We start from the raw sequence: 2,263 nt of genomic DNA on the forward strand, positions 1-2,263 counted from the left end.
TGAGAACGGCGGTGCAAAAGTCGGCCACGGAAGCGGCGGAATAGACCGTCCGCGGGCGGAGTAAAATCCGTCCACCTATCTTCCTTCTGCAATGAGCGCAGGAGGGACAGAGGATTTATACCGTGGATCTTTATCTGAAGGTTCGTCTGGCCGTCTCGGAAGGGATGAGCCGACGTGAGGCAGCCAAACACTTCAACATCTCGCGCGACAGCGTAGCGAAGATGCTGTCGTATTCGACACCTCCTGGCTATCGGCGACAATCACCAGTCCGGCGGCCGAAGCTGGACGCGTTTGTTTCGACGATCGACCACTGGTTGGATGAAGACGCGAAGGTACCGCGCAAACAGCGCCATACGGCCAGGCGTGTGTTTGACCGGCTTCGTGATGAGTGCGGGTTCACTGGCGGCTATACGATTATCAAGGACTATATCCGGGAGCGGGAACAACGCCGTCAGGAAGTGTTCGTGCCGCTTTCTCATCCGCCCGGCCATGCGCAGGCCGATTTCGGCGAGGCGACGGTGGTGATCGGGGGTGTCGAGCAGAAAGCCCGTTTCTTCGTGCTCGATCTTCCGCATAGTGACAGCTGCTACGTGCGGGCTTATCCGGCGGCGGTAGCCGAGGCCTGGGTCGATGGCCACGTCCATGCGTTTGCGTTTTTCGGGGCCGTGCCGCAATCGATCGTCTATGACAATGACCGCTGCCTTGTGGCGAGGATCCTGCCTGATGGCACGCGCAAGCGGGCGACGCTGTTCAGCGGGTTCCTGTCCCACTACCTGATCCGGGATCGCTATGGCCGCCCCGGTAAGGGCAATGACAAGGGCAATGTCGAGGGCCTCGTGGGCTATGCCCGGCGTAACTTCATGGTCCCCATCCCGCAGTTTGCGACCTGGGATACGTTCAATGCCTTTCTGGAAGAACAGTGCCGCAAGCGCCAGCGCGACAGGTTGCGCGGTGAGAGCGAGACGATCGGTGAACGGCTGCAGCGCGATCTGGCTGCCATGCAGTCCTTGCCGGTGTCGCCCTTTGACGCCTGCGATCAGGCCAGCGCCAGGGTCACGGCACAGTCTCTCGTTCGCTACAAGACGAACGATTATTCCGTACCCGTCGCCTACGGTCATCAAGACGTTTGGATCCGAGGCTATGTCGATAAGGTCGTGATCGGTTGCCGCGGTGAGATCATCGCCCGCCATCCCCGAAGCTGGGATCGGGAAGATGTCATCTTCGACCCGGTGCATTACCTGCCGCTGATCGAGCAGAAGATCAATGCGCTGGATCAGGCAGCCCCTTTGCAGGGCTGGGATCTGCCGGAGGAGTTCGCCACACTGTGCCGCCTGATGGAAGGCCGCCAAATTGACAAGATGGCAAAACATGGCAGGCGGGAATACGTGCAGGTTCTTCGTCTGCTGGAAAGCTTCGATATGGCCGACCTGCATGCGGCGGTGAAGCAGGCCATTCATCTCGGCGCGATCGGCTTCGATGCCATCAAACATCTGATTCTTTGCCGGGTGGAGCGCCGGCCGCCTCGACTGGATCTGTCGATCTATCCCTACCTGCCGAGAGCAACCGTCGAGACGACATCGGCGAAGGCGTATATGGGCCTCCTGTCATCGGGGAAGGGAGAAGCGGCATGAGCGCCGAAGCACCCGAGATCCTGCTTGCCCATTACCTCAAGAGCCTGAAGCTGCCGACCTTCCAGCGGGAGTATCAGAAACTGGCCCGGCTTTGCGCCACCGAAGGCGTCGATCATATCGGGTACCTCACCCGGCTTGCCGAGCGGGAGATGATCGAACGGGATCGTCGCAAGGTCGAGCGTCGTATCAAGGCAGCCAGATTCCCGGTCGTCAAAAGCCTCGACAGTTTCGATTTTGCCGCCATCCCGAAGCTCAACAAGATGCAGGTCTTGGAGCTGGCCCGCTGCGAATGGATCGAGCGTCGCGAGAACGTCATCGCTCTCGGCCCCAGCGGAACCGGCAAGACCCACATAGCGCTCGCCCTTGGCCTTTCCGCCTGCCAGAAGGGCCTGTCCGTTGGTTTCACCACAGCAGCTGCCATGGTCAGTGAGATGATGGAGGCCCGTGACGAGCGGCGTCTCTTGCGTTTCCAAAAGCAGATGGCAGCCTACAAACTGCTGATCATTGACGAACTCGGCTTCGTGCCGCTCTCCAGGACCGGCGCGGAACTGCTGTTCGAGTTGATCTCGCAACGCTATGAGCGGGGTGCCACCCTGATCACCAGTAATCTGCCCTTTGACGAATGGACCGAA

At 60.0% G+C, this 2,263-nt stretch carries 2 protein-coding genes; both read left to right on the forward strand.

Annotation, left to right across the window (positions count from 1 at the left end):
• The first annotated feature begins 122 nt into the window (after window positions 1–122).
• Entirely contained in the window at window positions 123–1,631 is a 1,509-nt protein-coding gene (istA, locus tag ABID12_RS20785; protein WP_354435958.1) for an IS21 family transposase, read from the forward strand.
• A partial coding sequence (istB, locus tag ABID12_RS20790) for an IS21-like element helper ATPase IstB (protein ID WP_354435959.1) occupies window positions 1,628–2,263 on the forward strand: 636 nt, incomplete at its 3' end. The genes istA and istB, both read left to right, overlap by 4 nt.

Origin of the sequence: Martelella mangrovi, assembly GCF_040545495.1 — a bacterium.
Classification (GTDB): domain Bacteria; phylum Pseudomonadota; class Alphaproteobacteria; order Rhizobiales; family Rhizobiaceae; genus Martelella; species Martelella mangrovi.